A 24894-nucleotide genomic window follows, 5' to 3' on the forward strand; every position below is an offset into this window, starting at 1 on the left:
CCCGGCACGGTGCCGGGGCGTCGTCTTGTCTGGCACGAGTCTAGGCGACCCAGCAGGTGTTCACCAAACCTGTCGTCGCCTCCGCGACCGTCGGGATGGTCACCTTCCGGGCCTGGGAGTGGCTCTCGCCGGCGGCGATCTCGACGATCTTCCAGCCGACGACACCGAACTCCTCGTCGAGCGCCTCCACGGCGCAGACGACGTCCTTGCCCTGCACGCCGGTCACCTGGAAGCTCAGTTCGACCGAGTGCTCGTCGACGAGCACGAAGCCCAGATCGTCCGCGTCCACGGAGGCCATGGACTGCGCGACGGTCATCCAGCTGAAGGCGACGACGACGAGCAGCGCGACGGCGCCGCCGATGATCCAGGGCAGCCGACGCCGTCGGGTTCGGCCATAGCGTTCGTCGAGCTCGAGTGCGGTCGTCACAGGGGGGTTCTTCCGGTCGTTAGGCTGGTGTTACCAGGTTATGCGACCTGCGTGAGAAAGGCCCATTCATGCGCTCTCTGACCGAGACCCCGATGCCGACACCCAGCATGACGGTCAATCCGGTGCTGGTGACTCCGGGGTTCGTCGGTTTCGCCGTGATCGTCGTCATCGTGATCGCCGTGATCCTGCTGATCTGGGACATGAACCGCCGTATCCGGCGGGTCCGGTACCGCGACGAGGTGCGGGAGGAGCTCGACGCCGAGGAAGCCGCACGCGCGGCGGCGGAGGCCGCTGACGGCGCGACCGGTGCCGCGACTCCGGACCGGGACGACGCCGACGCGCGCGACGAGGGCCGGGAACCGCCCACGCGCTGAGCCCGTCGGGCGCCGCCGCCCCGAGTGCACACGTCCGCCGGTCTCGGACCTACGGTGCGCCCAGCGACGGCGAGAGCGGCGCCAGCGCGATGAGAAGGCACGCGGTCCAGTGGCACAGGAACGCGAGCACCGTGCACACGTGGAAGATCTCGTGGAAGCCGAAGTGGCCGGGCCACGGGTTGGGCTTCTTGAGCGCGTAGACGATCGCGCCTCCCGTGTAGAGCAGCCCTCCGACGATCACCAGCACCATCATCGCGAAGTTCGCGTTCATCAGGTCGACGATGTACATCACCGCCGCCCAGCCGAGCAGCAGGTACAGGGCGACGTAGAGCCAGCGCGGAGCATTGATCCAGAACACGCGGAACAGGATCCCGATCAGCGTGCCTCCCCAGACCAGCGACAGCAGGAGCACGCCCTTCGACGGGGGCAGCGCGAGGGTGGCGAGGGGAGTGTAGGTCCCGGCGATCAGCAGCAGGATGTTGGCGTGATCGATGCGCTTCAGAAGCACCTTCACCTTCGGTGACCAGTCGAAACGGTGATAGAGCGCCGAGTTGCCGAAGAGCAGGAGCGAGGTGACCATGAAGACCGCCGCGGCCCACTTCGCGGGCGCACCGTCCGCGACGATGATCAGTACGACACCGGCGACGATGGCCACCGGGAACGTGGCGGCGTGGATCCATCCCCGCCAGGTCGGCTTGATGTCGACCGCCGCATCCACGGCCGCGGCTTCGAGCAGTGGCAGCTGGGGGACGTCGGGGCCGGAGGCTTCGGGAGTGCTCACGTGCTCACTCTAGGCCGGTGCGCATACCGTGCACGGAACATATCCCACGCGGCGCGATTCCTCAGCATCCGCACCGGTGGTGGCGGTCCCGGCACGATAGCGTAGGGAGGTGATTTCCCGCGAGAGCCCGGTGCGAGGGCCGCTGTACCGGCTCTACACCAGTCGCCTGCGTCGTCACCTCGATCCCGCCTCCGTGCCGCATCACGTCGCGATGATGATCGACGGCAACCGGCGGTGGGCGCGCCAGCTCGGACTGGACACCCCCGCGGAGGGCCACCGCGCCGGAGCTGCCAAGATGCGCGAGTTCCTCGGCTGGTGCGATGAGCTCGGCGTGCGGGTCGTCTCCCTGTACCTGCTCTCCAGCGACAACCTCCGCAAGCGCGACTCCGCGGAGCTCGCCGACCTCATCGAGATCATCGCCGAGCTGGCGGAGGCCCTGTCCCGTGAGGGGAACTGGCGGGTCAAGCACGTCGGGCGCGCCGACATCCTGCCCCCCGAGCTCGCGCGGGTGCTGGCGGACGCGGAGGAGCGCACCAAGGACCACAGCGGACTGCACGTGAACCTCGCCGTCGGATACGGCGGTCGCAACGAGATCGTCGACGCCGTCCGGAGCATCATCACGAAGCACGAGGCGTCGGGCGGCACGATGGAGGACCTCGCCGCGCACCTGACGCCGGAGATGATCGGCGAGCACCTGTACACCGGGGGGCAGCCCGACCCCGACCTCGTCATCCGCACGAGCGGCGAGCAGCGGCTCAGCGACTTCCTGCTCTGGCAGAGCGCGCACAGCGAGTTCTACTTCGTCGAGGCGCTCGGACCCGACCTCCGCCAGGTGGACTTCCTGCGCGCGATCCGCGACTACGCCGATCGCGACCGCCGGTTCGGACGCTGAGCGGGCGCGGGCCGGACGGCACCGTGCCACAATGACGCAGTGAGCACTTTCCAGGACTATGTCGACACCTTCGACAACGAGTCCGGCTACCTGAACTGGGCGGCCTTCGGGCCGCTGTCGCCCTCGGTGCGCGAAGAGGTCTTCGCCGACGCCGACCTGCTCGGCAACGGGCGCCCGTCCTCCCTGTCCCTGGTCTGGGAGCGGGTCGGACAGGCGCAGGAGGTCGTGGCGGAACTGCTCGGCGGCGACGCCGACGACGTCACGCTCCAGCCCTCGTCCACCCACGGCCTCATGCACGCGCTGTACGGGCTGTCCGGTGCGGTCATCGCGAGCACGGCGGAGTTCCCCAGCGTCAGCCTGACCCTGGAGCGGGCATCCACGGCATCGGACCGTGCGCTGACGCCGCGCTGGATCACTCCCGACGACGGACGCGTGACCCCGGATGCCGTGGCGGAGGCTCTCGACGACGAGGTCACCGCACTGGCCGTGAGCCACGTGGACTTCCGCACCGGGTACCGCGTCGATCTCGCGGCGCTGCGTGAGGCCATCGGCCCCGACCGGCTGCTCATCGTCGACGCCGTCCAGTCGTTCGGCGTCATCGACGTCGACTACAGCGCGGCGGACGTCGTGGTCGGACACGGCTACAAGTGGCTGCGGGCCGGACGCGGCAGCGCCTTCGCCTGGTTCTCGCCTCGGGCACGGGAGCGGATATCCCCGTGCTCTCCGGGATCACCGGGACCACGGCCTCCGGCCTGTTCGTGGACGAGCTCCCCGCGCCCGCGGCATCGGCCAGGGCGTACACGATCAGCGGCCCGGACACCCTCGCGGCGGGTCGCCTCGCGATCGGGGTGCGCGACATGCGCGACGCCGGCATCGCCGCGATCGAGGAGCGCCTCGCCGAGCACGTCGACACCGTGCTCGAGATCGCCGACCGCCACGGCATCGAGGTGAGCTCACCGCGGGAGCGCTCGCAGCGCGCCGGCATCGTCGCCCTCGCGCCGGAGGAGCCCGCACGCCTGGCCGCGGCCCTCGCGAACGCCGGTCTGGTGGTGACGGCACGGGGGCCCTCGGTGCGGATCGCGCCCCACGCGGGCACCGACGCGGACACGTTCCAGCTCCTCGACGACACCCTGCACGCGTTCGGCAACGAGACGTTCATCAGCGCGTAACGAAGCGCTGGCGTGTCGAGTGCGGGTTAATCCCTCTCGCGGTCGTACGTTCTAGGCATCGGGCAAGGCGCCCGGTCGGGTCGGCCTCAGGTTTTCGACTCGAGACCCCCTGGTCGACTCGTTCGAATAGCCGGGATTCCCCGGGTCGGGAGTGGGTCGTGACCACACGTACAGCGCAGCAGGCCACCAGCACCGCGCAGCAGTCCACCCGTAAGACGACGAGGCGAGCATCGTCCGCCGATCCGGATCAGGATCTGCGCACCTATGTGCTCGACACCTCGGTCCTGCTGAGCGATCCGCAGGCGTTCTTCCGGTTCGCCGAGCATTCCGTCGTCCTCCCCGTCGTCGTCATCACGGAGCTCGAGGGCAAACGGCACGACCCGGAGATCGGCTACTTCGCGCGACAGGCCCTGCGTCATCTCGACGACCTGCGAATCGAGCACGGTCGCCTGGACTTCCCGGTCGAGGTGGGGGAGGGCGGAACGCTCCGCGTCGAGCTCGCCAACACCGACTCCTCCGTGCTCCCCGCCGGCATCCGCCTCAGCGACAACGACACCCGCATCCTCTCGGTCGCGATGCACCTGGCGCAGGACGGGCAGGACGTCACGATCGTCTCCAAGGACCTGCCGATGCGGGTCAAGGCCGCCTCGCTCGGACTTCGCGCCGAGGAGTACCTCGCCGAGCAGGCCGTGGACTCCGGGTGGACGGGCATCTCGACGATCGACCTCTCCGGAGACGACATCAGCGACCTGTACGAGAGCGAGGTCGGCATCAGCGAGGAGGCTCGCGGGCTGCCGGTCAACACGGGACTGATCATCCACTCCGAGCGCGGTTCCGCCCTCGGACGGGTCACCGGCGACGGCGAATACCGACTGGTGCGCGGCGACCGCGACATCTTCGGGATGCACGGCCGCTCCGCGGAGCAGCGCATCGCGATCGACCTGCTCCTGGACCAGGAGGTCGGCATCGTCTCCCTCGGTGGTCGCGCCGGCACCGGCAAGTCGGCGCTCGCGCTGTGCGCCGGACTCGAAGCCGTGCTCGAGCGTCAGCAGCAGAAGAAGATCATCGTGTTCCGTCCGCTCTTCGCGGTCGGCGGGCAGGAGCTCGGCTACCTTCCCGGCGACCAGGGCGAGAAGATGGGGCCGTGGGGCCAGGCGGTCTACGACACCCTGGGGTCGGTCGTCTCCGGCAACGTGATCGAGGAGGTCATCGAGCGCGGACTGCTGGAGGTGCTGCCGCTCACGCACATCCGCGGACGCTCCCTCCACGACGCGTTCGTGATCGTCGACGAGGCGCAGTCGCTCGAACGCAACGTCCTGCTGACCGTGCTGAGCCGCATGGGGCAGAACTCGCGCGTCATCCTCACCCACGACGTCGGGCAGCGCGACAACCTCCGCGTCGGCCGGCACGACGGGATCGCCAGCGTGATCGAGACGCTGAAGGGACACGACCTCTTCGGTCACGTGACCCTGATGCGCTCCGAGCGCTCGGCGATCGCAGCCCTCGTCACCGAGCTCCTGGAGGGCGGAGAGCTCAGCTGACCGAGGAAACAGCGGATGCCGCGAGGAACGAGTCCTCGCGGCATCCGTCGTCTCGGGGGTCAGCCCGGGTGGGTCATCGAGAGCAGGTCGAGCTTCTCGTCCAGCTGCTCCAGGGTGAGCTCGCCGCGCTCGACGTAGCCGAGGTCGATCACGGCGTCGCGCACCGTGATGCCCTTGGCGACCGAGTGCTTCGCGATCTTCGCAGCGGCCTCGTAGCCGATGAGCTTGTTCAGCGGGGTCACGATCGACGGGCTCATGCCCGCGAACGCGGCGGCGCGGTCGACGTTCGCCTGCAGGCCGTCGATGGTCTTGTCGGCGAGCACACGCGAGGCGTTCGACAGCAGGCGGATCGACTCGAGCACCGCGGTGCCCATGACGGGGATCGCGACGTTGAGCTCGAAGGAGCCGGATGCTCCGGCCCAGGCGACCGTCGCGTCGTTGCCGATCACGCGGGCGCACACCATCAGCACGGCCTCGGGCACGACCGGGTTGACCTTGCCGGGCATGATCGAGGAGCCGGGCTGCAGGTCGGGGATGTGCAGCTCACCCAGACCCGTGTTGGGGCCGGAGCCCATCCAGCGCAGGTCGTTGTTGATCTTGGTCAGCGAGACCGCGATCGTGCGCAGCGCGCCGGAGGCCTCGACCAGACCGTCGCGGTTGGCCTGCGCCTCGAAGTGGTCCTTCGCCTCGGTGATGGGCAGCTCGGTCTCGGCCGCGAGCAGCGCGATGACCTTCTGCGGGAAGCCGAGCGGCGTGTTGATGCCGGTGCCGACCGCGGTGCCGCCCAGCGGGACCTCGGCGACGCGGGGGAGGGCCGACTGCACGCGCTCGATGCCCAGGCGGATCTGACGGGCGTAACCGCCGAACTCCTGGCCGAGGGTCACCGGCGTGGCGTCCATGAGGTGCGTACGGCCGGACTTGACCGCGTCCTTCCACAGCTCCGCCTTCGCCTCGAGGGCGACGGCGAGGTGGTCGAGCGCCGGGATGAGCGTGTCGATGAGCGCCTGGGTGACCGCGATGTGCACCGAGGTCGGGAACACGTCGTTCGACGACTGCGAGGCGTTCACGTGGTCGTTGGGGTGAACCGTCGCGCCGAGGATGCGAGTCGCGAGCGTCGCCAGCACCTCGTTCATGTTCATGTTCGACGACGTGCCGGAGCCGGTCTGGTAGGTGTCGACCGGGAACTCGCCGTCGTGGGCGCCCGAGGCGACCTGGTCGGCGGCCTGGGCGATCGCGTCGGCGATGGCGCCGTCGAGCGTGCCGAGCTCCTTGTTGGCGAGTGCCGCAGCCTTCTTGATGCGGGCCAGGGCGGCGATCTGCGTCGACTCCAGCCCCTTTCCGGAGATCGGGAAGTTCTCCACGGCGCGCTGGGTCTGCGCTCCGTAGAGTGCGTTCACGGGTACCCGCACCTCACCCATGGTGTCGTGCTCGATGCGGTAGCTCAGCGAGTCTTCGCCGCTGCGCTGGTCGGTCTCGGTCATTCCGAACCCTCCTTGGTTACGGGGCCTGTCCCCTGGATAGCGTCCTCGGTGTCGATGCCGACCGTGATCACGGGCACCGCGGTGCCCTCGGCCAGGCGGTAGTTGGCGCCGACGATGCCGAGTCGACCCTCGGCGACGGCGTTGCTGATGATCTCGGACGACTGCAGCAGATCGCCGACGGTGTTGCGCAGGTGCTCGCGCCCGACGAGTTCCGAGTCGATGTCCGCCACCGTGCCGCCGCCGCTCTCGGCGAGGACCTTCCGCGCGGCCGGCACGATCGGAGCGATCAGCTTCCAGATGTGCGGGGGCAGCGGGGCCGCGTCGATCGCGGTGCCGTCGATCGCGGCGCGCACCGCGCCGCACGAGTCATGGGCGAGGACCACGATCAGCGGCACCTCCAACACGGCCACGGCGTACTCCAGGCTGGCCACGATGGACTCGCCCATCACCTGGCCGGCGTTGCGCACGACGAAGAGGTCGCCCAGGCCGAGGTCGAAGATGATCTCGGCGGCGAGGCGCGAGTCGGAGCAGCCGAACAGCGTCGCGACGGGGTGCTGCGCCGCCTCGAGATCCTTGCGGCGAGCGACGTCCTGGTTGGGATGCCTCGGCTCGTCCGCCACGAACCGGCGGTTGCCCTCCTGCATCTGCTGCCAGGCCGCGGACGGGGTCAGGGGGTGCGTCATGAAGCCTCCGAGAGGGAGCGGATCTGGGGGATGAGGGACTCGGCCAGCTCGGCGGTGGAGTCGGGGGATCGCGAGCCGTAGAGCAGGATGTAGTCGTCACCCGCCTGGGTGCCGATGGCGTAGCTGACGTTGGCGTTCGAGTCGGAGCCGCCCGGCTTGAACACATCCCAGTCGAACCCGCCGATGCGGACGGTGTCGGTGGGGGCGATGCCGTTCAGACGCTGCGGCGCCCAGGATGCGTCGGCGTCGAAGGCCTGGGCGACCTTGATGAAGCCGCGCTCGTCCTCGTCCTTCGGAGCGAGGGTGACCTCCCAGACGACCGTCGCCCCGCCCTGCATGGCGGCGGCGTTGGCGCGCCAGAAGGTGCCGAGATCGGGGATGAGCACGTCGCGATCCATGGAGGACTCGACGCCCTCGGCGATGCCGGCCACGTCGAGCGGCTTCTGCTCCACCGGCTCGCCGCGGGGGACCGCGAGGATGATGACGGCCACGACGGCGACCGTGACGAGCAGGGCCGCGACGAGGTTCCGCATGGTCTGGCTCGACCGGTAGGCCTTGCTGGATGCGGCCTTGCGTGCGGCGGTCTCGTCGGGGGTCTCCGGGCGGCCGAGCTCGGCGATGATCGGGGGCTGCTTGCTCATGACTCTCCCGACGGCGTCTCGGTATCGGAGGCGGCGGCGCGGGCGGCGTCCAGACGGCGCTTCGCCCCGAGGAGCCACTCCTCGCAGCGGGCGGCCAGGGCTTCGCCGCGCTCCCAGAGGGCGAGCGAGTGCTCCAGCGTCGGGGAGCCCTGCTCGAGCTCGGCGACGACCTTCACGAGCTCGTCACGGGCCGCCTCGAACGACAGCGTCTCCACGGGGATGTCGTTCAGCGCACTCACCCCTCCATCCTACGTCGTGCGCCGCGGCGGCCAGGCTCAGGCGGATTCCGCGACCTCGCCCTCCGAGCGCGCCGCCACGGAGCCGCGATCGAGCGTGATCGTCAGGGCGCTGCCGGCCGGAGCCTCGGCGGCATCGCGCAGGATCACGCCTCCATCGAGGTGGGCGATCGCGTAGCCGCGGGCGAGGGTCGCCGCGGGGGACAGCGCGCGCAGGGAGGCGCGCAGCTCACTGGTGCGACGGCCCGCGGTGTCGAGGTGTCGGGTCAGGGTGTCGCGTCCGCGCGACAGCAGCAGCCACAGCTCCTGGGCGCGGGCATCGATGATCGGTGCGGGGGAGCGCAGCACCGGGCGGGAGCGGAGCTGCTCGAGCTGGGCGATGTCATGCGAGAGACGGTGCGTCAGGCGGGTGGTCGCGCGGGACCGCAGCTGCGCGATCAGGGCGCGCTGCTCGCCGACATCGGGCACGACCCGCTTGGCTGCATCCGTCGGCGTGGAGGCGCGCAGATCGGCGACGTCGTCGAGGAGCGGGTGGTCGTTCTCGTGGCCGATCGCGCTGACGACGGGGGTGGACGCGGCGGCGACGGCACGGACGAGCCGCTCGTCGCTGAACCCCAGGAGCGTCTGCGGGTCGCCACCGCCGCGGGCGATGATGATGACGTCGACCTCGGGGTCGGCGTCCAGGCGTGCGAGCGCGGCCAGGGTGTCGGGGACGCAGCGGTCGCCCTGCACGGCGGCGTACTCGGTGCGGAAGCGCACCTGCGGCCAGCGGAGCTCGGCGTTGCGGTGCACGTCCTTCTCGGCGTCGGACCGCTCTCCGGTGATCAGGCCGATCACGTGGGGGAGGAACGGCAGGCGCTGCTTGCGGGACGGATCGAACAGTCCCTCCTGCCGGAGCTGGACGCGGAGCTTCTCGAGGCGCTCCAGCTGGTCGCCGAGCCCGACGTGCTTCATCGCCGAGACGGTGAAGCTGAAGTCGCCGGCCTTGACGAAGTAGTCGGCCTTCACCGCGGCGACGACATGGTCGCCCACGCCGATGTCGGAGGGGATGCGCCCGCGCACGCTCGACCACACCCGGATCGAGATCTGCGCGTCGGAGCGGGTGTCCTTGAGACGCGCGAAGACGTTGCCGGCCCGCACGTTCCAGGAGGTGATCTCGCCCTCGACCCACACCGTGTTCCATCGGGCGATGAAGTCGCGGATGGTCGTGTTCAGGCGGGTGACCGAGGTGGGGGCGTCGGCCGTGGAGTCACGCGGTGCCACGGAGTCGGCGGGTGGCGTCTCGCCCTGTCCGGTCGTCGCTTCGAAGACTGTCATCCGCTCCCGCTCCTGCTCAGACTCTCCCCGGCCCCGCACAGCTGCGCGACGGTAGAATTCAAGGGTGACTTCGACTGCCGTTCATCTCCCCGTCCCTCGCCTCCCACGCGTTCGCGCGGCGGCCGGGCGGCTTCAGGATAACCCGGTGGCCGGACACAAGCGGGTTCTGCTCGCCGCTCCGCGCGGATACTGCGCCGGCGTGGACCGCGCGGTGGTCGCCGTGGAGAAGGCTCTCGAGCGCTACGGCGCGCCCGTGTACGTGCGCAAGCAGATCGTGCACAACATCCACGTGGTGACCGAGCTCGAGGAGAAGGGCGCGATCTTCGTCGAGGAGGTCGACGAGATCCCCGAGGGCGCCCACGTCGTGTTCAGCGCGCACGGTGTCTCGCCGGCGGTCGTGAACGCGGCCTCCGATCGCGGCCTGCACGCGATCGACGCCACCTGCCCGCTCGTCACCAAGGTGCACCGCGAGGCGGTGCGCTTCGCGCGCGACGATTTCGAGATCCTGCTCATCGGCCACGACGGCCACGAGGAGGTCGAGGGCACCGCGGGCGAGGCGCCCGACCATGTCACGGTGGTGAACTCCCCGGAGGAGGCCGACACCGTCGTCGTGAAGGACCCGAACAAGGTCGTCTGGCTCTCGCAGACCACCCTCTCCGTCGACGAGACCATGGAGACGGTCAACCGCCTGCGCACGCGCTTCCCCGAACTGCAGAATCCGCCGTCCGACGACATCTGCTACGCCACGCAGAACCGTCAGGTCGCCATCAAGAAGGTGGCCGCCGGCGCGGATCTCGTGATCGTCGTCGGCTCGTCCAACTCCTCCAACAGCGTGCGCCTCGTCGAGGTGGCGCTCGAGTACGGGGCGAAGGCGGCGTACCGCGTCGACTACGCCGAGGAGATCCGGCAGGAGTGGCTCGACGGTGTCGAGACCGTCGGCGTGACGAGCGGGGCGTCCGTCCCGGAGGTGCTCGTGCGCGAGGTGCTCGACGCGATCGGCGATGCCGGCTACCGCGATGTCGAAGAGGTGAAGACGGCGGAGGAGGACCTCATGTTCTCGCTCCCCAAGGAGCTGCGTCAGGACGCTGCCGGTCAGCGCGACGCACGGGCCCTCGGCGGACGTGCATCCGGAGGAGGCGCGTAGCGTTGAGCGCCGCGGAAGCGGAGCCGACCCTCATCGGGTCCGTACAGCGCGCACTGCGTCTGATCGACATCGTCGCCAACTCGCCGCGTCCGCTTCCCACCAAGATGCTGGCGGCGATCACGGGGCTCACCCCGGGCACCACCTACAACCTGGTACGCACTCTCGTGCACGAGGGGTACCTCAGCTCCGAATCCGACGGAGTGGTGCTCGGCTCGCGGTTCCCCGCCTTCCAGCAGCAGATCGACTCCCGGGGCGTCTTCCTCGCCCGCGTCCGCGCCGCCCTGCGCGATGTGACGGAAGACGTCGGCGCGACGGCGTATCTCTCCCGATTCGCCGACGGCGAGATGCACCTCATCGACATCGTCGACGCGGCGCGCAACCCGCGGGTCGAGCTGTGGGTCGGCTTGCAGTCCAGCGCGCATGCGACGGCCCTGGGGAAGCAGATCCTCGCCGACCTGCCCGACGAGGAGCGGATGGACTATCTCTCCCGGCACCGTCTGGAGGAGCTCACGCCGCGGACGATCAGCGACCGCCGCACGCTGCTGACCCAGCTGGAGCGCTCGCCGGGGTGGGCGGTGGACCACGAGGAGTACGCGATCGGCGCGACATGCGTGGCCGTTCCGGTCATCGCTCCCGGCATCATCGCGTCGCTCGCGATCTCGCTGCCCGCGAACCGGGCGGTGGTGGACCGGGAGCTCGTCTCGACTCTGCAGCGCACCGCGCGGCGCCTCTCGCTCCAGCTCGGAGCCGACTCCTTGGGCGACGGCGCCGATTTCACTATCTGAAGTCTCCCCCTGGCGCGGCGGCAGGCGTTTTCCTATGATCGGGGGAGTAGCGGATAAACATGAACGCTACCGATCGCCTCAAGCGTCCCCAGCGCTGGTGATCGATCCGGATGAGGAGCGTCCCCAGCGCTCCACATCCGCGGCCCCGAGAAGTCCCCACTTCTCCGGGGCCGCTATCGTTTCCGGGGTCCACGACGGCGGCGGCCCCTGGGAGCCGTGCAGAGCTTGTGCCGTTAGCATGGCGGGATGACCGATCAGCGGCCCCAGTACGGCGAACTCGCGACTCCCGAGGAGCAGCGCCGCGCCGCCGGGCTGCCCCCGATCGAGGAGTTCGCGCCCGCGCCCCCTCCCGCCGCGGTGCCCAGTACCGTGCAGGCCGCCGCACCGGCGGGCACGGCCCGCGCGAAGTCGCATCCGGTGGACCGCTTCGTGACGATCGCCTTGCTCGCGTACGGGCTGATCAACATCGTCATCACGGGCCTGGCGTACCTCGATCTGCCGAGCGTGATGAACGAGACCATGAAGATCATGGGCGTCGAAGGGGAGTTCACGAACTTCGCGCAGGGGCGCACCTGGGGGACCATCGCCGCGATCGTCCTCGCCGTCGGCTGGTCGATCACCGCGGCGCTGTCGATCCGTCGCCTGCGTCGCGGCCGGATCACCTGGTGGGTGCCGATCGTCGGAGCGATCGCGACCATGGTCGTGGTGTCGATCTGCATCGCGGTGCCGATGATGGGCGACCCGGCCTTCGTCGCCCATCTGACGGATCTCGGTCCGTAGTCACAGGACGGGGCCGGTACGTTCGAAGCATGCTTCAGAACAGCTTCGGCGTCCAGCTCTCCTACGTCTCCGTCGATCGCGGCGACGGCTCCGACCCCCGCACAGCCGCGCAGGATGTGCTCGCCCGCCTGCGCGTCCTCGCCGGACTGCGCGATGCGACCGGCGACTGGGGGGATGCGCAGGACGCCGTTCTCGCGATCCCGCTCACCGATGACCGTCACGTCCTGACCCTGGACGACGAGGACGGGGTCGCGTCGACCCTGAGCACCGCGGAACTGCGCGCCGCGTTCCAGGAGCACGGACTGACGCTGTGGCTCGACGCGGACGACGACACGGAGGACGACACGGACGAGGAGGCGGGCGACGCCCTCGACATCAGCGTCGAGGGCGACGTGGACGGCGAGGACGCGGAGGAGGACATGGTCGACATCGACCCCGCGCTGTTCGACACGCCGACCGTGCAGGTGTCAGCGTTCTCGCATCGGGGCCCCACCATCGCGCGGGTGCTCGCCTCGGCGCGCCGGACGCCGGTCGATCACCGCGAGTCCGGTGACTGGTCGCTGCAGCAGTTCGAGTCCGCCGATCCGACCGCGGACTGGGTCAGTTCGCGGGCCGAGCTGCCGCTGATCGAGCTCAGCCGCACGGAGTCCGGTGCCTGGTTCGACGTGACGGCGGTCGGCACGGGGACGGTGCCGTTCTGGCCGGATGCGGAACGGGACACCCGTGCGGTGCTCGACATCGATGCCATCCGCGTTCCGGAGACGGCCGAGATCTATCGCCGGCTGCTCACGGAGGGCGACGGGAGCCGGGACGAACTCCTCGGACTCGCCGCCATCGTGCCCCTCGACGTCGACGCCGCCCATCGCGCGCTGATCCCGGAGTCCCTGGGTGGGGTGGTGGGCTCCGAGGCCCGGCTGCGCGCCTTCGTGGCCGCGTTCGGTGTGGCGCCGGACCTGATCGAGGCCGCGTTCGCGGAGAACGCCACGGTGCCCGAGCGGCGCTTCCTCCCGACCGGATGGTGGCCCACGCTCCGGGAGACCGCGATCGCGGGCATGGGGGAGCTCAGCCCGCTCACCCGTCGTCGGCGACCGCTGGTACGGCTGGAGGATGCGCTCCTGCGTCGTCCCGCACTGGGTCTCTCGGTGACGCTCGGCGAGCTCGGAACGGGGGTGTGGGCGGCGTCCCGCTGGCGCGGAGTCGGTCGGTTCCTGGGCGTTCTCCTGATCATCGACGCGGTGATCGATACCGCGATCTGGGTCACGCGGATCCGTCGCGGACGCCGCCCGTAGCGCTCGCTGCGTCCGCACCCGCCTCACACAAGAGATGCCCCCAGCCGTGCGGCTGGGGGCATCTCTTCGTCGGAGCGGGTCGCTCAGCTCTGGGACTGGCCGTAGGAGCCGAGCTGACGGGTCGACTCGACCACGCGGGCGCCCATCGCCGACTCGGCGATCTTGCCCCAGGCGCGCGGGTCGTACTGCTTCTTGTTGCCGACCTCGCCGTCGACCTTCAGCACGCCGTCGTAGTTCTTGAACATGTAGTCGGCGATCGCACGCGTGTAGGCGTACTGCGTGTCGGTGTCGATGTTCATCTTGATCACGCCGTTGGCGACCGCGAGGGCGATCTCCTCGTCGGTCGAGCCGGAGCCGCCGTGGAAGACCAGGTCGAGCGGCTTGGCGCCGGTGTTGTACTTCGCGGCGACCTCGGCCTGGATCTCGCCGAGGAGTTCCGGACGCAGCTTCACGCCGCCGGGCTTGTAGACACCGTGCACGTTGCCGAAGGTGAGCGCGGCGATGTAGCGGCCCTGCTCGCCGAGGCCCAGCGCCTGCACGGCCTGGTCGACGTCGGCGAAGGTCGTGTAGAGAGCGTCGTTCGAGCCCTCGTGCTGCACGCCGTCCTCTTCGCCGCCGACGACGCCGATCTCGACCTCGAGGATGGCGTTGATGTTCTTCATGCGGGGGAGGAGATCCTTCGCGATCTCGATGTTCTCCGCGAGCGGAACGGCGGAGCCGTCCCACATGTGGGACTGGAAGATCGGGTTGCGACCGGCCTTGACCTCTTCCTCGGAGGCGGAGATCAGCGGCTCGACGAAGCCGGCCAGCGCGTCCTTCGGGCAGTGATCCGTGTGCAGCGCGACGGTGATCGGGTAGTTCTTGGCGACCTCGGTGGCGAAGCGGGCGAACGCGAGGGCGCCCGTCGCGCGAGCCTTCACCGTGTGGCCGGCGAAGTAGTCGGCGCCACCCGTGGTGACCTGGATGATGCCGTCGGAGCCGGCCTCGGTCAGTCCCTGGAGGACGGAGTTGATCGTCTGCGAGCTGGAGACGTTGAATGCGGGGTACGCGAAGCCGCCGGCCTTCGCGCGGTCGAGCATTTCGGCGTACTGATCCGGGGTGGCGACGGGCATGAGAACTCCTGCGATAGGGGAAGCCGGGACAGGTGCCACTCTATCGGGGCGCGTGGGTCGCTACCGCAGGCGTGACGTCGCTCGCGGCCCGGCGCTTCTGCGCCACTGTTAAGAATCGCGATTCCTTCGTCCGAACGGGCGCGAAAACCGGGCTCTTCGCATCGACCGATGGCTAGGCTGACCGCATGGTGAGTCTGACAGCCGATCTGAGTCCTCTTCGTCCCGACCGCAACCTCGCGATGGAGCTGGTGCGTGCGACCGAGGCGGCGGCCATCCGCGCGGTGCCGTTCATCGGCCGCGGCGCGAAGGAGGCGGCGGACGGCGCGGCGGTCGACGCCATGCGCGCCTTCCTCGGCACCGTCGACTTCCAGGGCCGGGTCGTGATCGGCGAGGGGGAGAAGGACAACGCGCCGATGCTGTTCAACGGCGAGGTGGTCGGAACGGGCCGCGGTCCGCTGTGCGACATCGCGGTCGATCCCATCGACGGCACGTCTCTCACCGCCGCCGGACGGCAGAACGCCCTCTCCGTGATCGCGGTGTCCGATCGCGGCACGATGCTGGACGCATCCACCGTCTTCTACATGGACAAGCTCGTCACCGGGCCGGCGGGTGTCGGCGTCGTCGACATCCGTCTCCCCATCGGCGAGAACATCCGCAAGCTCGCCGGGGCGCTCGACAAGCCGGTCGACGAGATCGTCGTCTCGGTGCTCAACCGCCCGCGTCACGAGCAGCTGATCCAGGAGATCCGCGACGCGGGTGCCGGCACCCGTCTCATGAGCGACGGCGACGTGGCAGGCGGGATCAACGCCGCGCGTCACGACGCCCGCACCGACATGTGCGTCGGCGTCGGTGGCAGCCCGGAGGGCATCGTCACGGCGTGCGCGATCAAGGCGCTCGGCGGACACATCCAGGGACGCCTCTGGCCCCGCGACGACGACGAACGCCAGCGCGGGATCGACGCGGGCCTCGACATGGACAAGGTCTACGAGGCCGACGACCTGGTGCAGGGGAACAACACGATCTTCGTCGCGACCGGTGTGACCGACGGCCAGCTGGTCGCGGGCGTGCGTCGTGAGCGCGGATACGTCTACACCGAGAGCGTCGTGCTCCGCGGAGCGTCCGGCACGCTGCGCCGCATCGCGTCGGAGCACCTCGTCTCGAAGTGGCTCTGACGCCTCCGGAATGACGTTCCTGGGACGAGCCCTGGTGCGCGCCATAGACGTCTGACCGGGCGGCATCGTTATCGAGCCGGTATCGGTCGGGAGTGGCGTGATCCACGCTTTCCGGAGCGCCGTGTCACAATTGTCACTGGGTTTGTCGCCGTCGACGGAGCCGTCAGGCACCGCAGGCACAGGAGGGCGAACGGATGACAACGCAGCACACGAGCGGCTCGAAGGCCGCCGCGACGAAGATCATCACGACGAACACCGGACGGATTCTCCGGGTGAGTGCGGATGCCGAGTCCGGCGTCACCACTCCGCCTGTGACCGCCCCACCGGCAGCGATCGCCGATCCGGCTCGCCGCGCCGACGTGCTGTTCCGTGTCCGCCGTGACGAGGGGCATGAGATCAGCGCCTGGTGGATGATCGGGGCTTTCCTCGCCACCAGCGGACTCGTCATCCTCCTGCTCAGCGGCGTTCCCGGCGTCGCCTGAGTCGACTTCGCACTTCCGGCTGTCGCCCTGCTCGCGGGGTGACCGCATCGCGGTCGTCTAGACCTCGTCGAGGCGCAACCGCACCTCGCCCACATCGGCCTGCACCGCTGCAGTCGAGTGCTCCTCGGTGTCCGGCGTCTCGGCCGCCGTCTTCTCGTCCGCTGCTCCGTCGGCGGCGATCAGCTCGGGGGCGGTGAAGCGTCGACCGGTCCCCGCCGTCACCGGGCGCGCCGACTCGAGGGCGGATGCGTCGACGCCGGGGAATTGCCTCGCCGTGACGAGCACGCGCGTCTCCAGCGAGCCCGCGAACCGGTTGTAGCTGTCCACCGTGCGCTCCAGGGCGCGGCGCAGGTCGTCGGCGTGCCCGGCGAGCGTGCCCAGCCGGTCGTAGAGCTGCGTGCCGAGGGCGAGGAGGGTGCGGGCCTCGGTCGAGACCTCCTGCTGCGTCCAGGTGAAGGCCACCGTCTTGAGCACCGCCCAGAGGTTGACGGGGGAGGCGAGTGCCACGCGGCGGCTGAAGGCGTAGTCGAGCAGTGCCGGGTCTTCATCGATCGCCGCCGCCAGGAGCGACTCGCTGGGCAGGAAGCAGATCACGAACTCGGGGCTCGCATCGAGACCTGCCCAGTACGCCTTCTTGGCGAGAGCATCGATGTGGGCGCGGACGGCCTTCACGTGCTTCTGCATCAGCGCGCGGCGCTGCGGCTCGTTCGCGTCGCCCGCCGAGAGCGCCGAGGCCTCGAGGTAGGCGTCGAGGGGGACCTTGGCGTCGACGGCGATCGAGCTGCCGCCGGCGAGACGGATCACCATGTCCGGCCGCCCCTGACCGCGGTCGGATGAGATCGTCGCCTGCAGGTCGAAGTCGATGTGCCGGGTGAGTCCGGCCGCTTCGACGACCCGGCGCAGCTGGGTCTCGCCCCAGACGCCGCGTGTGGCGGTCGAGCGCAGTGCGCCCGCGAGCGACTCCGTGGTGGCACGCAGGGCCTCGTCGGACTCCTGGGCGCGGCGCAGCTGCTCCTCGAGCGTGCCGAACTGCGCGTGCCGATCCCGCTCGATCGCGGTGACCTTGTCCTGCATCTGCTGCAGGCTCTCCCGCACCGGTGCGAGCGCGGTCAGCACGGCGTTCTGCTGCTGCACGCGCTGCGCTTCGGCCCGCTGCTCGTTCCGGGAGTGCTCCACGGCGTCGCGGTAGAGGTCGTACTGGCGGTCGCGATCGTCGCGTGCGGCAGCCAGTTCGGCCTGGGCGCGCGCGAGATCCGCGGCACCGCGACCGGCGCGCAGGAACCAGCCGACGGCGACACCCGCCGCGAGGGCGACGAGGACGAGAACCACTGCCAGAGCATCCATGTCTTCATGATGCGGCCGGCATCCGACATTCCGAGGCCGCCGCGCACGAAGGGCACGTGCGGGGTCAGGCGACGGCGCGCTCCAGGGCGGGGGCGACGGGCGCGGTCACGCGCAGGCTGAGGGCGTCAGCGAGCGCGAAGACGTCGGCAGCGCCCGCTCTGGCGGCGGCGTCGATCACGATCTGCGCGCAGGCACGGGCATCCGCGAGGGCGTCGTGGTGCGAGAACTCCTCGAACCCGGCAGCCGCCGCGGCGATCGGCAGGCGGTACGAGTCGAGCTGGTACGTCTTGCGGGCGACCTGCAGGCTGCACAGCGAGCGGTAGGGCGGGCAGAGCTGCCCGGTGGCCTCCGAGGCGCGGCGCAGCACGTTGAGATCGAATCCCGCGTTGTGGGCGACGAGGACGTCGGCTCCCGCGAAGGCGCACAGGCGATCGAACTGGTCGACCCAGGTGGCGGCCGACAGCACGTCCTCCGGCTGGATGCCGTGGATGCGGACGTTCCACTCCTGGAACTCGTCGTGCCCGGGCGGCGGCTGGATCAGCCAGCCGGTGGTGGCGACGACTTCGCCGCCGCGCACGCGGACGAGTCCGACGGAGCAGGCGGAGGCGGGGCTGGAGTTCGCGGTCTCGAAGTCGATCGCAGTGAAATCCAGTGGCACATCCCCACTTTCCCCCGGGCTCTCGGAGACCGGTCGCAGACTCGCCGTATGCTGGCGACATGGCTGAGGACATGGCGACGTCGTTCGGAGCGCAGGCGGGGGACTACGAGGTCGGCAGGCCCGAGTACCCCTTCAACGCGGTGGCCTGGATGCTGGAGCGGATGCCGGCGGATTCGCGTCGAATCGCCGACGTCGGCGCCGGCACGGGCAAGCTCACCCGCGTCCTCGCCCAGGCTCCCGATGCCGAGGTGGTCGCCGTCGATCCCGACCCGGAGATGCTGGCGACGCTTCGTGGGGCGGTGCCCGGAGTGCCGACGTTCGTCGGGACGGCGGAGCGGCTGCCGCTCCCGGACGCGAGCCTCGACGCCGTCGTCCTGGGACAGGCCTGGCACTGGGTCGACCCGGATGCCGGGTCCGCGGAGATCGGTCGCGCCGTGCGCAGCGGAGGAACCCTCGGTCTCATCTGGAACATCCGCGACGATCGCGTCGAATGGGTGCGGAGACTGACCGAGATCATGCACGGCAGTCATGCCGAGAACATGCTCGCCGAGGGAGACCCGGTCGTCGCCGCGCCGTTCGGGCCGCTCGAACAGGAACGCTGGGAGTGGGTCCGCCCCATCACGCGCGATCTGCTGCATCGGATGGCGGCATCGCGGAGTTACATCATCACCGCCCCGGACGAGGAGAAGGCGCGCATCCGCCGAGAGCTGGACGAGCTGTTCGACGAACTCGACCTGCACGGCGACGCCACCATCGACCTCCCGTACGTGACGCGGGCGTACCGGGCTGTGCGCGACTGACGCACAGCATCCCGCAGGATCACGGGGTGGCGGCCAGGTAGACTCGTGCCCCGTGGCTCTCACTATCGGCATCGTCGGCCTGCCCAACGTCGGCAAGTCCACCCTCTTCAACGCACTCACCAAGAACGACGTGCTCGCGGCGAACTATCCGTTCGCGACGATCGAGCCCAACGTCGGCGTGGTGAACCTGCCCGACCCGCGTCTCGACAAGCTCGCGGAGATCTTCGGCAGCGAGCGGATCCTCCCCGCAGCGGTGTCGTTCGTCGACATCGCCGGCATCGTGCGCGGTGCGAGCGAGGGCGAGGGGCTGGGCAACAAGTTCCTCGCGAACATCCGTGAGGCCGACGCGATCGCACAGGTCGTCCGCGGCTTCGCCGATGACGACGTGGTGCACGTCGACGGCACGGTGAACCCGGCGTCCGACATGGAGACGATCAACGCCGAGCTCATGCTCGCCGACCTGGAGACCGTCGACAAGGCGATCACCCGGTACGAGAAGGAGGTCCGCGGCAAGAAGATCGAGCCCGTGGTGCTCGAGACCGCGAACGCGGCGAAGGACGCGCTGGAGCGCGGCGTGCTGCTGTCGGTCGCCGGCATCGACCTGACGCCCATCCGCGAGCTGGGGCTGCTCACCGCGAAGCCTGTGATCTTCGTCTTCAACGTCGACGAGGCCGTGCTGACGGACGACGGACGCAAGGCCGAGCTCGCCGCCCTCGTCGCGCCGGCGAAGGCGATCTTCCTCGACGCGAAGATCGAATCCGAGCTCATCGACCTCGACCCGGAGGATGCGGCGGAACTGCTCGCCTCGACCGGGCAGGACGAGTCCGGCCTGGACCAGCTCGCCCGCATCGGCTTCGACACCCTCGGTCTGCAGACCTACCTCACGGCCGGTCCGAAGGAGGCTCGCGCCTGGACGATCCCCAAGGGGTCGAAGGCGCCTCAGGCAGCCGGTGTCATCCACACCGACTTCGAGAAGGGCTTCATCAAGGCCGAGATCGTCTCGTTCGAGGACCTGGTCGAGACCGGCTCCGTCGTCGAGGCCCGCGCCAAGGGCAAGGCCCGCCTCGAGGGCAAGGACTACGTCATGCAGGACGGCGACGTCGTGGAGTTCCGCTTCAACAACTGAGGCGTGGCATCCGGCGGGAGCGTGGGACGACTCGGATGCGAGCTACGGTGACGTCGTGGAGTTCTGCATCGGGAACACATCCGATGGCTCAAGGGAGGCTTCGTCCATGATCCAGGGCAACAGAGCGTCGCTCAGCATCCAGAGCGACACGAAGACGGTCGCCCAGATCTCCGCGATGCTCGGCCTCGAGCCCACCGACTGGGGTGACGAAGGCGATCTCACGCCCTCGGGCCGGGCCGGTCGGAACTTCGCGCCGGAGTTCCTGACGTACCAGCGGACCTACTAGTCTCTCACGGAGAGCATCGACGAGCCGGATGCTGACGATCAGACCGGTTTCTCCGCGCTCCGGGCGTTGGCGGTGAGACTGGAACCCGCCGCACAGGCGCTCGCGGAGCTGCGCCAGGGCGGGGAAACCGTGCTCTGGTGGTCCGGGGACTCCGACAGCACGCAGGGCGGATTCGTGCTGGAGGCGGACCTGATCGGCCGCCTGGCGAAGCTGGGGTGCGCCGTCTACGGGACCGCCTTTCTCACGGAGGATGAGGCCGAGGGCGCCTGAGCGCGTCGCCGTCGTGCGCGAGCAGATCTCGTGAGGGCGAAAGACAGGCAGGAGCCGACCATGCATGACGACGTCCGAGACGACGCCCCCACCGCCTCGACACGGCGACGGATCCTCGCGATCCGCATCTGCCTGATCATCGTCATCATCGGGCTCGTCGTGAGCGGGGTCACCGCCTTCCCGTTGCGCGAGGAGCTCATGCTCGGCCGCGACATCCTGAACAGCACCGGTCTGAGCGCGACGTTCCCCGACCTCGCCTTCTGGGTGCAGCGGGTCGCGGAAGGGCTCGAGGTCACCGGAGACGACTATCCGTTCCTGGCGTACGGCACGGACTGGCTCGCGTTCGCCCATCTGGCGATCGCCGTGGCCTTCGTCGGACCGCTCATCGATCCGGTGCGCAACGTGTGGGTGACCGTCTGGGGCCTCATCATGTGCGCAGGCATCATCCCGCTCGCCCTGATCGCGGGAACCGTCCGCGGTCTGCCGATCGGCTGGCAGCTCATCGACATCTCGTTCGGGGTCGTGGCCGCCGTGCCCCTCACGATCGCGCTCCTCCTGACGCGCCGACTCGAGAGAGCGCGCAGGAACGTTCCGGACCGGCGGACTCCGCAGCCCTAAGCGGCGCTCGCGACGTCGTCGAGCAACGCCCGGAGGAGTGCGGGGCGCCCATCCCGCACCGACCGGGGAAGCAGGGCGGCGAAGGCCACACCGAGTGCGAGTGGCACCACGGACACGATCAGGGCGATGTCGGCGCTCAGCGACAGACCGAGCGTGACGAAACCCGCCGCTGCCAGGAACAGGACGGCGACGACGGCCAGGTCGGGACCGCTGGGGGCAACCCTGCCGGACACGCGCACGCCGGTGTCCGTGTCGCGCAGCCGCGCCCGGAGTACCGTGCTGCCGGTGGCGTAGATCCCGCCGACCCGGTTTCGAGCGACGAGCACGTCGTCGTCTCGGATGCGCATCCGCACGCCGCTCGCATGCCCTCGCGGGCGCGAACCGAGGCGTCGTCGGAGATCGGACACCGTCGCATGCGGGAGCAAGACCTCCACCTCGCCCCAGAACATGCGGACGAGTCTAGGTGGTCTCGGCAACGGCCGATGGCCACGAGCGGCTGTGAAGACCCGGTCGGAGGGGCGTCCGCGCACCACCCGCGCGGGTGACAGGATTGACGGATGACCGCAACACTCGTGGCCCAAGGGCTGGCCGGCGGGTACGGCCATCGCACCCTGTTCGATTCGCTCGACCTGACCGTCGCGGCCGGAGACGTCGTGGGTCTCGTCGGGGCCAACGGCGCGGGGAAGTCGACACTCCTGAAGCTGCTGGCCGGAGTCGACGAGCCGCAGGCCGGGACGATCCGACTCGCTCCGGCGGATGCCTTCGTGGGCTGGCTTCCCCAGGAGCATGAGCGCGTCGCGGGAGAGAGCGTGGTCGAGTACATCGGTCGGCGGACCGGGTGCGCGGAGGCGACCAAGGACATGGATGAGGCAGCCGCCGCTCTCGGCGACCCCTCGCTCGCCGCCCCGGGCACAGATCCGGCCGACACCTACTCCGCGGCTCTGGATCGCTGGCTGGCCAGTGGCGCCGCCGACCTCGACGAGCGGCTTCCGGCCGTGCTCGCCGACCTCGGCCTCGACCTGGGCGGCGATCCGGCCGACACCCTGATGACGTCGCTGTCGGGAGGACAGGCCGCACGGGTCGGTCTCGCGGCACTGCTGCTCTCGCGCTTCGACATCGCCCTGCTGGACGAGCCGACGAACGACCTCGACCTCGACGGCATCGAGCGACTCGAGACGTTCGTGCGCGGCCTCCGCGGCGGCGTCGTGCTCGTCAGCCACGACCGCGAGTTCCTCGCCCGCTGCGTCACCCGCGTGCTGGAGCTCGATCTCGCCCAGGGCACCAACCGGGTGTTCGGCGGCGGCTACGACGCGTACCTGGAGGAGCGGGCGACCATCCGCCGCCACCAGCGCGAGAAGTACGACGAGTTCGCGGACAAGAAGGCCGATCTCGTCGCCCGCGCCCGCACCCAGCGCGAGTGGTCGAGCCAGGGCGTGCGCAATGCGATGAAGAAGGCGCCCGACAACGACAAGATCAAGCGCAAGGCCTCGGCCGAGTCGAGCGAGAAGCAGGCGCAGAAGGTGCGTCAGATGGAGAGCCGGATCGCCCGACTCGAAGAGGTCGAGGAACCGCGGAAGGAGTGGCAGCTCGAGTTCACGATCGGCTCGGCTCCGCGCTCCAGCTCGGTGGTCTCGACGCTGAGCTCGGCCGTGTTCCGCCAGGGCTCCTTCCAGCTCGGACCGGTGTCGCTCCAGGTGAACGCGGGGGAGCGCATCGGCATCACCGGCCCCAACGGCGCCGGGAAGTCGACGCTGCTGCGCGGGCTGCTGGGGCGACAGAGCCCGGACGAGGGATCGGCGAGTCTCGGCGCGAGCGTGGAGATCGGCGAGATCGACCAGGCGCGTGCATTGCTCGTCGGTGCGCAGCCGCTCGCCGCTGCCTTCGAGGCGCTGGTCCCCGAGATGGCTTCGGGGGAGGTGCGCACTCTCCTCGCCAAGTTCGGTCTCAAGGCCGATCATGTGACGCGTGCCGTCGACGAGCTCTCACCGGGCGAACGCACGCGCGCGGGACTGGCGCTGCTGCAGGCGCGCGGCGTCAACCTGCTCGTGCTCGACGAGCCGACCAACCACCTCGACCTGCCCGCGATCGAACAGCTGGAGCAGGCGCTCGAGTCGTACGAAGGGACGCTGCTGCTCGTCACCCACGATCGGCGGATGCTCGCGACCGTGCAGACCGACCGGCACTGGCGGGTGGAGGCGGGACAGGTCGTCGAGGCCTGACGAGCGTCGTCATCGACGCGGTCCCGCGCGAGCGCCTGACCACGGACGACCAGGCGCGACTGCAGGCACTGTCGACCGCGAGTGTCCCGATCAGGCGTAGGGCTGCGCGCCCTACGACGTTCACCTCATCGCCCGGCTCGGCGACGCCGCGGCGAGCCCGTGTTGCGGCCGAAGCGGGGGAGACGCCACAATATCGGTCAGGATGCCGGACGGTGACGTCGTGGAGCTCCTCGCCATGAGCCAGAAGCGCTCGTGGTGACCTCTACGAGCAGAAGGCCCTCATGACCTCGTCGCCCACGGCACCGCGCACCAACACCCTGGCTCTCGTCAGCTTCATCGCGGCCTTCGTCATCCCGGTCGGAGGATTCATCCTCGGGGTGTTCGCCCTGCGACAGCTGCAGGCCCCCGGGAACACCGAGTCCGGCGCAGGGCTTGCCCGATGGGCGCTCGTCATCGGCGCGCTCGGCACGCTGTTCGCCGTGCTCTTCTTCATCCTGTGGGGCACGCTGTTCTTCTCGGCGCTGGGCGGTCAGCCTTTCGGACGCTGATCCGGGCGTCTCCGTCTCGCTGACGGCCCGCTCGGGATACGCTGGGACACGGCGGCTCGAGCCGCGGTCCGGTCGCTGGCGTCCGCCGTGGACGTTCCGCCTGAGTTCCTGACACCGACGGCACGAGGAGATTGACGCCGATGACCGACACCCAGATCTTCGAGCCGGACGGCCGCGCGATCCCCTTCGTCGACGAGGGCGACGGGCCCGTCAAGCTCGTCCTGATCCAGGAGCGCGATGTCGCGGCTGACGTCCTCGGCGTCGTCGCGCACTACCTCGCCGAGGAGGCGGGCTTCCACGTGCTGCGGATCGGCCACCGCGCCGATGTCGAGGGCGCCGAGCCCTCGCTGGAGGACCGGGTGGAAGATGCACTCGCCGTGATCGACCACGTCGGCCTCGGGGACACCTGGATCGGCGGACACGGATTCGGCGGCACCATCGCGCGAGCATTCGCCGTCGCCCACGCCGACCGCGTGAACGGACTGGCGCTGCTCGGCGTCGAAGAGCACGACACGGCCCTCGCGCCCGTGATGCCGGTCCTCATCATCCAGGGCACCGACGACGCGACCACCCCGTTCGCGAACGGCGAGCGCCTGCAGTCCACGGCCCCGGAGCGCGCCAGCGTGAAGAGCATCGACGGGGGAGACCACCTCTTCCCGATGACGCACCCGATCGAGACCGCGGTCGTCATCGAGGAGTACCTCGACTGGGACTGAGTC

30 protein-coding genes are annotated in these 24894 nt (G+C 69.8%); 19 read left to right on the top strand and 11 right to left on the bottom strand.

Annotation, left to right across the window (positions count from 1 at the left end):
• Positions 1-40: 40 nt before the first annotated feature.
• A complete protein-coding gene (locus MME74_RS05800) occupies positions 41-427 on the bottom strand; it encodes a DUF4307 domain-containing protein (protein WP_267417777.1) in 387 nt (128 codons plus the stop codon).
• 68 nt (positions 428-495) lie between these two features.
• Between MME74_RS05800 and MME74_RS05805 the strand changes: the two genes are divergently transcribed.
• Positions 496-801: a hypothetical protein gene (locus MME74_RS05805; protein ID WP_267417778.1), complete on the top strand. Its 306-nt coding sequence runs from the start codon at positions 496-498 to the stop codon at positions 799-801.
• 49 nt (positions 802-850) lie between these two features.
• On the opposite strand, the gene trhA is transcribed toward MME74_RS05805, so the two are convergent.
• A complete protein-coding gene (trhA, locus tag MME74_RS05810; protein WP_267417779.1) occupies positions 851-1582 on the bottom strand; it encodes a PAQR family membrane homeostasis protein TrhA in 732 nt (243 codons plus the stop codon).
• A gap of 112 nt (positions 1583-1694) precedes the next feature.
• Here trhA and MME74_RS05815 point away from each other — a divergent pair, with 112 nt between their 5' ends.
• The 4 genes from MME74_RS05815 to MME74_RS05830 all read left to right on the top strand — a co-directional run bounded on the left by MME74_RS05815 (position 1695) and on the right by MME74_RS05830 (position 5184).
• Positions 1695-2474, top strand: a complete 780-nt coding sequence (locus MME74_RS05815; protein ID WP_267418524.1) for an isoprenyl transferase — start codon at positions 1695-1697, stop codon at positions 2472-2474.
• A gap of 39 nt (positions 2475-2513) precedes the next feature.
• A complete protein-coding gene (locus MME74_RS05820) occupies positions 2514-3425 on the top strand; it encodes an aminotransferase class V-fold PLP-dependent enzyme (protein ID WP_267417780.1) in 912 nt (303 codons plus the stop codon).
• Positions 3332-3643: a hypothetical protein gene (locus MME74_RS05825; RefSeq protein ID WP_267417781.1), complete on the top strand. Its 312-nt coding sequence runs from the start codon at positions 3332-3334 to the stop codon at positions 3641-3643. Before MME74_RS05820 ends, MME74_RS05825 begins: the two co-directional genes overlap by 94 nt.
• A gap of 158 nt (positions 3644-3801) precedes the next feature.
• Entirely contained in the window at positions 3802-5184 is a 1383-nt protein-coding gene (locus tag MME74_RS05830; protein WP_267417782.1) for a PhoH family protein, read from the top strand.
• Between the two features lie 59 nt (positions 5185-5243).
• Here MME74_RS05830 and MME74_RS05835 read toward each other — a convergent pair whose 3' ends face one another.
• From MME74_RS05835 to xseA, 5 genes are read right to left on the bottom strand one after another with little or no spacing between them, the layout of a single operon-like run.
• Positions 5244-6665 carry a class II fumarate hydratase gene (locus MME74_RS05835; RefSeq protein ID WP_267417783.1) on the bottom strand — a complete coding sequence of 474 codons (1422 nt, stop codon included), beginning with the start codon at positions 6663-6665 and terminating at the stop codon, positions 5244-5246.
• Positions 6662-7348, bottom strand: a complete 687-nt coding sequence (locus MME74_RS05840) for a carbonic anhydrase (protein WP_267417784.1) — start codon at positions 7346-7348, stop codon at positions 6662-6664. Before MME74_RS05840 ends, MME74_RS05835 begins: the two co-directional genes overlap by 4 nt.
• Positions 7345-7989, bottom strand: a complete 645-nt coding sequence (locus MME74_RS05845) for a DUF4245 family protein (protein WP_267417785.1) — start codon at positions 7987-7989, stop codon at positions 7345-7347. Before MME74_RS05845 ends, MME74_RS05840 begins: the two co-directional genes overlap by 4 nt.
• On the bottom strand, positions 7986-8228 hold the full coding sequence (locus MME74_RS05850; protein ID WP_267417786.1) for an exodeoxyribonuclease VII small subunit: 243 nt from the start codon (positions 8226-8228) through the stop codon (positions 7986-7988). The genes MME74_RS05845 and MME74_RS05850 overlap by 4 nt, the downstream gene beginning before the upstream one ends.
• A gap of 36 nt (positions 8229-8264) precedes the next feature.
• A complete protein-coding gene (gene xseA / locus MME74_RS05855; RefSeq protein ID WP_267417787.1) occupies positions 8265-9542 on the bottom strand; it encodes an exodeoxyribonuclease VII large subunit in 1278 nt (425 codons plus the stop codon).
• Between the two features lie 64 nt (positions 9543-9606).
• Here xseA and MME74_RS05860 point away from each other — a divergent pair, with 64 nt between their 5' ends.
• The 4 genes from MME74_RS05860 to MME74_RS05875 all read left to right on the top strand — a co-directional run bounded on the left by MME74_RS05860 (position 9607) and on the right by MME74_RS05875 (position 13540).
• A complete protein-coding gene (locus MME74_RS05860; RefSeq protein ID WP_267417788.1) occupies positions 9607-10686 on the top strand; it encodes a 4-hydroxy-3-methylbut-2-enyl diphosphate reductase in 1080 nt (359 codons plus the stop codon).
• Between the two features lie 2 nt (positions 10687-10688).
• Positions 10689-11471, top strand: coding sequence for an IclR family transcriptional regulator (locus tag MME74_RS05865; RefSeq protein ID WP_267417789.1), 783 nt, complete (start codon positions 10689-10691; stop codon positions 11469-11471).
• A 246-nt stretch (positions 11472-11717) separates the two neighbouring features.
• Positions 11718-12251 carry a DUF6264 family protein gene (locus MME74_RS05870; RefSeq protein WP_267417790.1) on the top strand — a complete coding sequence of 178 codons (534 nt, stop codon included), beginning with the start codon at positions 11718-11720 and terminating at the stop codon, positions 12249-12251.
• Positions 12252-12280: 29 nt separating this feature from the next.
• A complete protein-coding gene (locus MME74_RS05875; RefSeq protein ID WP_267417791.1) occupies positions 12281-13540 on the top strand; it encodes a hypothetical protein in 1260 nt (419 codons plus the stop codon).
• A gap of 83 nt (positions 13541-13623) precedes the next feature.
• Here the strand turns inward: MME74_RS05875 and fbaA are convergent, their stop codons facing one another.
• The gene (fbaA, locus tag MME74_RS05880; RefSeq protein WP_267417792.1) at positions 13624-14652 is read right to left on the bottom strand and encodes a class II fructose-bisphosphate aldolase; all 1029 of its coding nucleotides are present in this window, start codon (positions 14650-14652) and stop codon (positions 13624-13626) included.
• Between the two features lie 185 nt (positions 14653-14837).
• On the opposite strand from fbaA, the gene glpX reads away from it, so the two are divergent.
• Positions 14838-15824, top strand: a complete 987-nt coding sequence (gene glpX, locus MME74_RS05885; RefSeq protein ID WP_017828697.1) for a class II fructose-bisphosphatase — start codon at positions 14838-14840, stop codon at positions 15822-15824.
• Positions 15825-16018: 194 nt separating this feature from the next.
• Positions 16019-16306 (top strand): hypothetical protein, encoded by a 288-nt coding sequence (locus tag MME74_RS05890; RefSeq protein ID WP_267417793.1) that lies wholly within the window; start codon positions 16019-16021, stop codon positions 16304-16306.
• Between the two features lie 57 nt (positions 16307-16363).
• Here MME74_RS05890 and MME74_RS05895 read toward each other — a convergent pair whose 3' ends face one another.
• Complete coding sequence (locus MME74_RS05895; protein ID WP_267417794.1) at positions 16364-17650, bottom strand: DNA recombination protein RmuC; 1287 nt, start codon at positions 17648-17650, stop codon at positions 16364-16366.
• 64 nt (positions 17651-17714) lie between these two features.
• Positions 17715-18308, bottom strand: a complete 594-nt coding sequence (locus MME74_RS05900) for a 3'-5' exonuclease (RefSeq protein WP_267417796.1) — start codon at positions 18306-18308, stop codon at positions 17715-17717.
• A 59-nt stretch (positions 18309-18367) separates the two neighbouring features.
• On the opposite strand from MME74_RS05900, the gene MME74_RS05905 reads away from it, so the two are divergent.
• From MME74_RS05905 to MME74_RS05925, 5 genes are all read left to right on the top strand, one after another.
• Positions 18368-19108: a class I SAM-dependent methyltransferase gene (locus MME74_RS05905; protein ID WP_267417797.1), complete on the top strand. Its 741-nt coding sequence runs from the start codon at positions 18368-18370 to the stop codon at positions 19106-19108.
• A 52-nt stretch (positions 19109-19160) separates the two neighbouring features.
• Positions 19161-20234 carry a redox-regulated ATPase YchF gene (gene ychF / locus MME74_RS05910; protein ID WP_267417798.1) on the top strand — a complete coding sequence of 358 codons (1074 nt, stop codon included), beginning with the start codon at positions 19161-19163 and terminating at the stop codon, positions 20232-20234.
• A gap of 106 nt (positions 20235-20340) precedes the next feature.
• Complete coding sequence (locus MME74_RS05915) at positions 20341-20520, top strand: hypothetical protein (protein WP_267417799.1); 180 nt, start codon at positions 20341-20343, stop codon at positions 20518-20520.
• 72 nt (positions 20521-20592) lie between these two features.
• On the top strand, positions 20593-20790 hold the full coding sequence (locus MME74_RS05920; RefSeq protein ID WP_267417800.1) for a hypothetical protein: 198 nt from the start codon (positions 20593-20595) through the stop codon (positions 20788-20790).
• A 60-nt stretch (positions 20791-20850) separates the two neighbouring features.
• Positions 20851-21408, top strand: a complete 558-nt coding sequence (locus tag MME74_RS05925) for a hypothetical protein (RefSeq protein WP_267417801.1) — start codon at positions 20851-20853, stop codon at positions 21406-21408.
• On the opposite strand, the gene MME74_RS05930 is transcribed toward MME74_RS05925, so the two are convergent.
• The gene (locus MME74_RS05930; protein WP_267417802.1) at positions 21405-21857 is read right to left on the bottom strand and encodes a hypothetical protein; all 453 of its coding nucleotides are present in this window, start codon (positions 21855-21857) and stop codon (positions 21405-21407) included. The two genes, MME74_RS05925 and MME74_RS05930, sit on opposite strands and share 4 nt — an antisense overlap.
• A 108-nt stretch (positions 21858-21965) precedes the next feature.
• Between MME74_RS05930 and MME74_RS05935 the strand changes: the two genes are divergently transcribed.
• From MME74_RS05935 to MME74_RS05945, 3 genes are all read left to right on the top strand, one after another.
• Positions 21966-23627 carry an ABC-F family ATP-binding cassette domain-containing protein gene (locus tag MME74_RS05935; protein ID WP_267417803.1) on the top strand — a complete coding sequence of 554 codons (1662 nt, stop codon included), beginning with the start codon at positions 21966-21968 and terminating at the stop codon, positions 23625-23627.
• Between the two features lie 281 nt (positions 23628-23908).
• The gene (locus MME74_RS05940) at positions 23909-24175 is read left to right on the top strand and encodes a DUF4190 domain-containing protein (RefSeq protein ID WP_267417804.1); all 267 of its coding nucleotides are present in this window, start codon (positions 23909-23911) and stop codon (positions 24173-24175) included.
• A 140-nt stretch (positions 24176-24315) separates the two neighbouring features.
• Complete coding sequence (locus tag MME74_RS05945; RefSeq protein WP_267417805.1) at positions 24316-24891, top strand: alpha/beta fold hydrolase; 576 nt, start codon at positions 24316-24318, stop codon at positions 24889-24891.
• Positions 24892-24894: the final 3 nt, after the last annotated feature.

Source organism: Microbacterium oxydans (genome assembly GCF_026559675.1).
GTDB lineage: Bacteria > Actinomycetota > Actinomycetes > Actinomycetales > Microbacteriaceae > Microbacterium > Microbacterium oxydans_D.

Bases quoted from the DNA above. Each gene is read 5' to 3' on its own strand.
- glpX (WP_017828697.1), top strand. From the start codon at position 14,838: ATGGTGAGTCTGACAGCCGATCTGAGTCCTCTTCGTCCCGACCGCAAC.
- fbaA (WP_267417792.1), bottom strand. From the start codon at position 14,652: ATGCCCGTCGCCACCCCGGATCAGTACGCCGAAATGCTCGACCGCGCG.
- MME74_RS05840 (WP_267417784.1), bottom strand. From the start codon at position 7,348: ATGACGCACCCCCTGACCCCGTCCGCGGCCTGGCAGCAGATGCAGGAG.
- MME74_RS05825 (WP_267417781.1), top strand. From the start codon at position 3,332: ATGCGCGACGCCGGCATCGCCGCGATCGAGGAGCGCCTCGCCGAGCAC.
- MME74_RS05905 (WP_267417797.1), top strand. From the start codon at position 18,368: ATGGCTGAGGACATGGCGACGTCGTTCGGAGCGCAGGCGGGGGACTAC.
- MME74_RS05845 (WP_267417785.1), bottom strand. From the start codon at position 7,989: ATGAGCAAGCAGCCCCCGATCATCGCCGAGCTCGGCCGCCCGGAGACC.
- MME74_RS05805 (WP_267417778.1), top strand. From the start codon at position 496: ATGCGCTCTCTGACCGAGACCCCGATGCCGACACCCAGCATGACGGTC.
- xseA (WP_267417787.1), bottom strand. From the start codon at position 9,542: ATGACAGTCTTCGAAGCGACGACCGGACAGGGCGAGACGCCACCCGCC.
- MME74_RS05890 (WP_267417793.1), top strand. From the start codon at position 16,019: ATGACAACGCAGCACACGAGCGGCTCGAAGGCCGCCGCGACGAAGATC.
- MME74_RS05945 (WP_267417805.1), top strand. From the start codon at position 24,316: ATGACCGACACCCAGATCTTCGAGCCGGACGGCCGCGCGATCCCCTTC.
- MME74_RS05930 (WP_267417802.1), bottom strand. From the start codon at position 21,857: ATGTTCTGGGGCGAGGTGGAGGTCTTGCTCCCGCATGCGACGGTGTCC.
- MME74_RS05940 (WP_267417804.1), top strand. From the start codon at position 23,909: ATGACCTCGTCGCCCACGGCACCGCGCACCAACACCCTGGCTCTCGTC.
- MME74_RS05835 (WP_267417783.1), bottom strand. From the start codon at position 6,665: ATGACCGAGACCGACCAGCGCAGCGGCGAAGACTCGCTGAGCTACCGC.
- MME74_RS05915 (WP_267417799.1), top strand. From the start codon at position 20,341: ATGATCCAGGGCAACAGAGCGTCGCTCAGCATCCAGAGCGACACGAAG.
- MME74_RS05925 (WP_267417801.1), top strand. From the start codon at position 20,851: ATGCATGACGACGTCCGAGACGACGCCCCCACCGCCTCGACACGGCGA.
- MME74_RS05935 (WP_267417803.1), top strand. From the start codon at position 21,966: ATGACCGCAACACTCGTGGCCCAAGGGCTGGCCGGCGGGTACGGCCAT.
- MME74_RS05875 (WP_267417791.1), top strand. From the start codon at position 12,281: ATGCTTCAGAACAGCTTCGGCGTCCAGCTCTCCTACGTCTCCGTCGAT.
- MME74_RS05870 (WP_267417790.1), top strand. From the start codon at position 11,718: ATGACCGATCAGCGGCCCCAGTACGGCGAACTCGCGACTCCCGAGGAG.
- MME74_RS05895 (WP_267417794.1), bottom strand. From the start codon at position 17,650: ATGGATGCTCTGGCAGTGGTTCTCGTCCTCGTCGCCCTCGCGGCGGGT.